Raw genomic sequence first — 6660 nt, 5'->3', positions numbered from 1 at the left:
GTAGGCCAGGTCTCGCGGGCCTTTAACCGCCGACAGTCACAGGGCCGGTGCGATCAGATCGCACCGGCCCTGCGTTTTTGCCGCCAGCATGGGAAGTTTACAGCGAGCGCAGGAAGTTCAGGATGTCCTGCTGGCCGGCCGCATTCAGGCCGTTGAAGTTGCTGATCACCGCGTTGGCCTCCGAGCCGCAAGTATTTGACTGAGTGTCTGGCGAGAAGGACTCGCCGTTCGCTTCGAACTGCTGCGAGGAATTCAATACCGTACAGTCGCGGCCGGGGCTGTGGTGAGCTTCGACCGCCTGGAGCAGATCGCTTGTGCGGCCGTCATGCAGGAAGAACAGGCGCTGGCCCGCTCCCCATAGCGGAGCAGTGCGGAACTCGTCCGGCCCCGCCTGGCCCTGACTGACGCCGTCGGCGAGCGTCGAACCCATGTGATGCAGCGCGAAGTCGGAGTAGGGCGCGAAGGTCGCGTTGTTCAAATCCGGAAACTGCGACGCCGCAGTGACCAGGCTCGCCGAATGACAGTGGACGCATCCGACCTTGGTGAAGAGCGTCTGCCCATTGGCTACCGAAGCCGCCGCCGAAGCCTCGCCCGGGGGCACGATTGCATTGGGCGGCACGGCGGGAACGGGCGCGGCATTGAGCGCCATGAAGAACGCCAGGTTCTCCATCGCCGACGCCATCTGCGTTGCGGTTCCTGACGATGGCGACGTTGTCGTTATCGGCCCCGAGGCCGGAGTGATGTCCTCGGGCGTGGTATTGAAGACGCATGCGGCCGTTGCGCGGCGTTCGTTGGAGAAGATCTCGTTGGAAACGCCGAGCTCAACGTTGAGCGCTTCACCGGCGAACATCGCGAGCGACTTATTTTGGGCCTTCCAGCCGAAGCGAGTGATCGTGCTGTCGTTGCCGCTGGTATTGAACCGCCCCGCGATGCCGAGTTTGGACTTGATATTGGGGTTCGCCTGAAGGTTGGCGATGAGCGTCTTATCCGGCGTGTTCTCTACGAAGCCGAGCCCAAAGAGCGGAGTCGGAATGCGAAAGATAACGTTCCCGTTCGATAGTTCCTTGGTGAAATCAGGCTGCGCAAGAGCGCAGCCCGGTGCGTCGCTGCGCCCGGCGATCGTAAACAAATCGTGCACGCCGCCGTCCGGGTTCCCATCGTTGTCCAGGATAAAGCGTGCTTCCCGAACTGGACCATTCGCCATGATGAATGAAGGGAGGATGTTAGCTGCGCCGTCAACGGTCGCCACTCCAATTTGCGGATTCGCTAGTGGACTGCTGCCGCCCACCGTCGGCTGCGAATGGCACATCACGCAGCTATTGCCGTTATAACTCGGGCCCAAGCCGATCCCCGGCTCGCCGCTTATCGCGCCGCTTACCGAAAACGTCTGCTTGAAGACGTTCTGCCCGCCGCCCCAGAACTTCGCCTGATCATCGGTCAGGTTGGGCAAGCGTGTTGCGTTGCCAAACGTGCTCGGTCGGGGGCCCGGATCAGTCTGGGCATGCGCGGCATGCGCCATGGTCAGAACGATCGCGATTACAAAGGCGGTGTATACGGGCAGAACAAGGGCAGACATGCGCTCGAGCGGTTTCATCTCCGCTACCTCATTTTCAGGACACGCAGCGTCGGCCGCGCTGGGTGAAGGTCCGTCTCAGGGTTAAGATGGCCGAGGCGCGTTTAGCGCACCGCCGGGTGTCTTAACAACTAAGGCTACAGACTGTCAAGCAACCTTACTTTGAGTAGGGAAGACGGCGGACGCGTTAAAGCGCTTGAACTTACGCGGGTTTCCGATCGGGAGCGAAGTGGTTGTCGTCTCAAGCTGCGGGCAGATTTCCTTTTGCCCAGATCGATCCGTGCATCGCGAATGCACGGAACAAACTAACCAATCTCGAATGTGAAAATTAAGCAGCCACGACGCGGGCGCGCTCAGCGATATTCGTCGCCGCAGTCGCCGATGATGCGCATCAGGTCGCGCCCGCGCGCGAGCACTGCTTCGATCCCGGCGCGATCGGCGTCGTCGAGCGCGAAATCGAAGACCTTCGCACTATCGCCAATATGCTGCGCGACGCCGAGCCGGGTTCCGACGATCACCCCGGCGACGGCGGGCCGATCGAGAATCTCGCGGATACCGACGCTCGCGATGCTGACCTGATGCTTGTCCGCTATTCGCTTCAGCGCCGCGAGCAGCTCCTGGAACAGATTCCATCCGCCCCACGCGTCGATCATGTTCTTGTATTTCTGGAGCGACGCGGTGCCGAGTTCGGAGCGCCGCGGCTCGGGCCGCGCCAGATACTTCTCCGAGAGCAATCCTCCGAGGACGGTGCCGTAAGTGAGGAGCGTAATTTTGTTCGCCACGCAGAACTCTGCCATCTGCATGGCGGGCCGGCGATCCACGAGCGAGTACTGCACCTGGTTGGATACGATTCGGATGCCGTGCTCGGTGATGATGCGCATCCGCTCGGTATCGAAGTTGGTCAGCGCCAGGTGGCGAATCTTCCCCTCGTCGCGCAGATCCGCGAGATGCTTCAGCGCGTCGAGATAGCTCAGGTCGGAGTAGTCCCACCAATGGAATTGCAGCAGGTCGAGACGGTTCACGCCCATGCGGCGCAGCGACAGGTCGATCGCGTTTTCGACGATAGGCCCTGTCATCCTGCCCGGCCGTGGCACCCATTTCGTGAAGGCCTGAATCTCGCCGAGCCGCTGGGCGCCGTATCGCGAGGCGAATCGCTTGCGGAACTCGCCGACGAAATCTTCTGCCGGTCCATAGTGGTCCGCGAGGTCCCAGGTCGTGAACCCGGCATCGTGATAAGCGAACATCTCAGCGACGGCGCGCTCCGGTTCGATCCGCCCATGCGCTCCCGACACCTGCCACATGCCGTTGAGTATCCGGCAGATCGAAAGATCATCGGTGAATTGAAATCGGCTCGACGCAGGCAACGCCATGACTGGTTCCTCAGTATGGACTATATCCGTTCCCTCTCCTTATCCTAGGAGAGGGCAAGGGAGAGGTTACACGCTGGCATTCAACGGACGTCGACTCTTTTTACGAGCAAGAGCCCGCAGGATTCGCTGGCAGAAGAGTGAGGCCTCCGTTGAATGCGATGCGCTGCACCTCTCCCTCGCCCCTCTCCTGAGATGAGGAGAGGGGACAGAGCAGGGCCATCATGAATGTGAAGCTCAAGATTATGCGCATGCGGAAGAGCGCCGTTCCGCTGCCGTCTTATCAGACTGCGCACGCGGCGGGCGTTGACCTGATGGCGGATCTGGATGGGCGAATCGAAATGGCGCCGGGAGAGCGGCGCGCGGTCCCGACCGGCATCGCGATTGAAATTCCAGATGGCTACGAAGGGCAGGTGAGGCCGCGCAGCGGACGCGCGATCAAGGAAGGCCTCACGATGATCAACTCGCCGGGCACGATCGACGCCGACTATCGCGGCGAAGTCAAAGTGTTGCTGGTGAATTTAGGTCAAGCGCCGATCATCATCGAACCAGGCGATCGCATCGCGCAGCTCGTGATCGCGCCGGTCATCCGCGCTGAGATCGTCGAAGTCGATTCGCTCACTGACACGCCACGCGGCTCCGGCGGCTTCGGCCACACGGGCCGCTAAGAGCTACCGCCTTTCTCGCGCATCGTGACTTCGTCCCACAGCATCAGTTGGTAGCCGTCGGGATCGAAGAGCTCGGCGCCGTAGCCCCAGAAATACCTGCCGGGCGGGTTGCTGAACTTCACGCCTTCGCGGCTCAGTTTCGAGTACACTTCGTCAACATTATCGACCTGCAGGGTCAATGAGCATTTCGCGCCGTCGAGGGACTTGGCGGCGGGGTAAAGAAAGATCGTGAAGCCTGCGTCGTCCTGAATCGCGATGGTGCGCCGCTCTTTCACCTCGAACTCGACCTTGAAGCCGAAGGTCTTGACGTAAAAATCGCATGACGCATCTGGATCCGAAACCGGCAGATTCATGTGATCGAACTTGACCATCGGCGATTCCTCCCTTGATTTCGTTCTTAGCAGAGTGCGCCGGTCGTTGGAAAAACTCGATTAGTGCGGCGTCGCGCGGCGGGCTGGCTCGTGTTTGGGTTTGCCGCGTTCGAGTAGGGGCTCGACATCGCCAGTAATGAGGCGTGAGCCTGATTCGTTGCGCAGATACACCCAGGCCCATTCCGCGAGCACGAGGAAGCGGTTGCGGAAGCCGATCAGGTAGAAAATGTGGATGAGCAGCCACGCCATCCAGGCGATGAAACCGCGGAGCCTCAGGCGGCCGATCTCGGCCACCGCGGCGCCGCGGCCGATGGTCGCGAGCGTGCCCTTGTCGCGATAGCGAAACGGCTCGCGATCCTGGCCGCCGGCTGCGCGCGCGACGTTGTGCGCCGCATGCCGCCCCATCTGCATCGCAGCGGGAGCGAGACCCGGCACCGGCCTGCCGTCGGGCTGCTTTATCGATGCTAGATCGCCGATCACGAACACGTTGGGCGCGCCGGGCACGCTTAGATCGTCGCTCACGATTACGCGGCCCGCGCGATCGAGCGGCACGCCGAGCGACTTGCCGATCGGCGAAGCCGCCACTCCAGCCGCCCAGATCACGGTCCGCGTCGGAATCCTTCCATTCTTGTGGCTGACGCCGCGCGCGTCGATCCCGGTGACCATCGTCGAGGTCATGACTTCGACGCCGCGTTTTTTTAGCTGGCGCGATGCGCTCTCGGACGACTCCGGCGCCATCGCGGGCAGGATTCGTGGCGCGCCCTCGAGCAGCACGACGCGCGCGTGCCTGGTGTTGATATGCCTGAAGTCGGCGGCGAGCACGCGGCGCGCGAGCTCGCTCAGCGCGCCCGCGAGCTCAACCCCGGTCGGACCCGCGCCGACGATCGCGAAGGACATCCATTCGTGAATCGCAATCTCGTCCGACTCGCGCTCGGCGGCTTCATAGGCGATAAGGAAGCGGCGGCGGATCTCGGTCGCGTCCTCGATCGTCTTGAGCCCCGGCGCGTCGGGTTCCCATTCGTCGTGGCCGAAATACGAATGCGTCGCGCCGCTTGCGATAATCAGGTAGTCGTAGCTGAGTTCACCATCAGCGAGCTTGACTATTTTCGACGCGGTGTCGATAGCGACGGCCTCGCCCAGTATGACCTCGACGTTTTTTTGGTGGCGCAAAATGCGCCGGATCGGCCGCGCGATCTCGCTCGGCGTCAGCGCTGCGGTCGCAACCTGGTAGAGCAGGGGCTGGAACAGGTGATGATTGCGGGCATCGACGAGCGTGATAGTGACGGGCGAATTGCGCAAAGCCTTGGCGGCGCTGAGGCCGCCAAATCCGCCGCCCACGATCACGACACGAGGTATTGATGCGCGGTCCATGAATCTTAACCGGCCCGCGAAAGAGGCATCGGAGAACTCAGCCTAATGATGTCGGGCGGTAAGCGCTACCGACGCGCTGTTGGTAAAGAGCGTCTTGGGGTCTTGTCATGAGCGTGCCAATGCTTTAAAAACCGAATCAACTAAACGGTCGGTACGGAATGAGCCGCCGGACTCCCTCCTGGTGACCCGTTCCGCGGCCGTGGATACCGCGCGCAGGTAGCACGCGCGGGATCGGGATCCCCCAACCCCTGTCAGGGGAGCCGGCATGCGGTGCGTGCGCGAGCCGGCTCCCCCTCCTCTTTAATCAAGGCCGCGTCTTCGGATAACCTCTAAGGTTCTTCGATGAATGCCATTGTGCTCGTGGATAAACCGGCCGGGATTACTTCGGCCGAAGTGGTGCGTCGCATCAAGGCTCTCGTGAAGCCAGCCCGCGTCGGCCATCTCGGCACGCTCGATCCTTTTGCGACGGGACTGTTGCCGATCATGATCGGCGAGGCGACCAAGCTCGCGCCTTTTATCGAGAGTGGCGACAAGGAGTACGAGGGCACGATTCGTCTCGGCGTCGAGACTGATACGCTCGACCGCGAAGGAGAGGAAGTCGCGACTGCTGCGATTCCGCAAATTGAACAAGCCCGACTGGATGAAGTCGCCGCTCAATTCACGGGCGAGGTTCAACAGGTCCCGCCCGTCTTCTCCGCGATAAAGCGCGAAGGCGTTCCGCTCTATAAACGCGCCCGTCGTGGCGAGGAAGTCGAGCCGCCGCCACCGCGAACGGTGACAATCAAGAGCCTCGAACTCGAGCTCGCCGGCGACGATTCGATCACGTTCAGGCTCGTATGCGGCACGGGCACGTACGCGCGCTCGCTGGCCCGCGACGTTGCGATCGCGCTTGGGACGGTCGGCCATCTCTGTTCTCTGAGGCGCACCCGCAACGGCATATTCTCGATCGAAGACGCTTCGCCGGTTGATGTCATCGTCGCCGCGATGCGCGAAGGCAGCAACCCGAAGTCGGTAAGCTTGTGCGAGGCCCTTGCTGAGATGCCCGCAGTCCGTATCGACGCGGTGCTCGAAAACCGGCTGCGCAATGGCGATTCGCGCGCGCTCGACACCCTCGTCCCGCCCGAAGGCGTACCGTTCCGCTTGGTCGATGCCCAGGGAGAGCTCGTAGCCGTGGCTCGTCCGACATCGCGCGTCACGGCGGTGATCGAGCGAATCTTCAACGTCTAAGGCCACTTTTAGGATGCTGGCGCCTCGCGACGGGATCTGAAGTTAAAGTAAAATATGAGTTTATCGCGAGGATTTTCGAAGCC

6 protein-coding genes are annotated in these 6660 nt (G+C 61.9%); 2 read left to right on the top strand and 4 right to left on the bottom strand.

Annotated features, from left to right (window positions below; translation table 11 throughout):
* Window positions 1–97: 97 nt before the first annotated feature.
* The gene (locus VMA09_12975; protein ID HUA34515.1) at window positions 98–1594 is read right to left on the bottom strand and encodes a di-heme oxidoredictase family protein; all 1497 of its coding nucleotides are present in this window, start codon (window positions 1592–1594) and stop codon (window positions 98–100) included.
* A gap of 332 nt (window positions 1595–1926) precedes the next feature.
* Window positions 1927–2943, bottom strand: a complete 1017-nt coding sequence (locus tag VMA09_12970; GenBank protein HUA34514.1) for an aldo/keto reductase — start codon at window positions 2941–2943, stop codon at window positions 1927–1929.
* Between the two features lie 221 nt (window positions 2944–3164).
* Between VMA09_12970 and dut the strand changes: the two genes are divergently transcribed.
* Window positions 3165–3608 carry a dUTP diphosphatase gene (gene dut / locus VMA09_12965; protein HUA34513.1) on the top strand — a complete coding sequence of 148 codons (444 nt, stop codon included), beginning with the start codon at window positions 3165–3167 and terminating at the stop codon, window positions 3606–3608.
* Here dut and VMA09_12960 read toward each other — a convergent pair.
* Both VMA09_12960 and VMA09_12955 read right to left on the bottom strand, forming a co-directional pair.
* The gene (locus VMA09_12960; protein ID HUA34512.1) at window positions 3605–3979 is read right to left on the bottom strand and encodes a VOC family protein; all 375 of its coding nucleotides are present in this window, start codon (window positions 3977–3979) and stop codon (window positions 3605–3607) included. The genes dut and VMA09_12960 overlap by 4 nt on opposite strands.
* Window positions 3980–4039: 60 nt before the next feature.
* On the bottom strand, window positions 4040–5350 hold the full coding sequence (locus VMA09_12955; GenBank protein HUA34511.1) for an NAD(P)/FAD-dependent oxidoreductase: 1311 nt from the start codon (window positions 5348–5350) through the stop codon (window positions 4040–4042).
* 342 nt (window positions 5351–5692) lie between these two features.
* Here VMA09_12955 and truB point away from each other — a divergent pair, with 342 nt between their 5' ends.
* Window positions 5693–6577 carry a tRNA pseudouridine(55) synthase TruB gene (truB, locus tag VMA09_12950; GenBank protein HUA34510.1) on the top strand — a complete coding sequence of 295 codons (885 nt, stop codon included), beginning with the start codon at window positions 5693–5695 and terminating at the stop codon, window positions 6575–6577.
* Window positions 6578–6660: the final 83 nt, after the last annotated feature.

The organism is Candidatus Binataceae bacterium (genome assembly GCA_035508495.1).
Classification (GTDB): Bacteria; Desulfobacterota; Binatia; order Binatales; family Binataceae; genus JASHPB01.
This window is presented reverse-complemented; position numbering and strand designations above follow the sequence as displayed.